Genomic DNA, 756 nt, shown 5'->3' with positions numbered 1-756 from the left:
ACCTGATGGCGATCGGCGCGGTCTGCGCGGCGGCCTCGCACGGGCTGCGCATTCCGCAGGACCTGTCGGTGATCGGTTTCGACGACATCGCGCTGTCGGCCTACAGCAACCCGCCGCTGACGACAGTCGCGCAGCCCAAGCACCGCACCGGCGAGCTGGCGGCGCAGCTGCTGATGCAGCGCATCGCCGACCGCGGGCGCGCGTTGCAGCGCGAGATCCTGCAGCCGTCGCTGACGGTGCGCCACTCGACGGGGCCGGTGCCCACATGACTCGGAACATCGTCGTGCTCGGCAGCGTGAATGCCGACCTGGTGCTGCGCTGCGAGCGCCTGCCGGCGCCCGGCGAGACGGTGCACGGGCGCGAGTTCAAGGTGCTGCCGGGCGGCAAGGGCGCGAACCAGGCGGTGGCCGCGGCGCGGCTGGGCGCGGCGGTCAGCTTCATCGGCTGTGTCGGTGCCGACGACCATGGGCGCGAGGCGCGCCGCCGGCTCGCGGCCGAGGGCGTCGAGCTCACGCACCTGGCCGACGTGGCGCAGCCCACCGGCGTCGCGATGATCCTGGTCGACGACCGCGGGCAGAACAGCATCGCGCTGTCGGCCGGCGCAAACGCGGCGCTCGGTGTCGCGCAGGTCGAGGCGGCCGCGGCGCAGATCGCGTCGGCGGCGCTGCTGGTGTGCCAGCTCGAATCGCCGCTCGCGGCGGTGGCGCGGGCGATCGCCATCGCGCAGGCGGCCGGCGTGCCGGTGCTGCTGAACCC

Annotated in this window: 2 protein-coding genes; both read left to right on the top strand. The window is 74.5% G+C overall.

The genetic code is table 11. The features are described from left to right. Positions 1-269: substrate-binding domain-containing protein (locus AC1D15_RS35525; protein ID WP_477829787.1), on the top strand; the 269-nt coding region annotated here is incomplete at its 5' end. Continuing rightward, positions 266-756 (top strand): PfkB family carbohydrate kinase (locus tag AC1D15_RS35520; protein ID WP_477829786.1); only part of this gene is annotated, 491 nt, incomplete at its 3' end. The genes AC1D15_RS35525 and AC1D15_RS35520, both read left to right, overlap by 4 nt.

This window comes from Rhizobacter sp. P2_H2 (genome assembly GCF_056403375.1).
The sequence above is the reverse complement of the archived record's forward strand: the minus strand, read 5'-3'. Positions and strand labels throughout refer to the sequence as shown.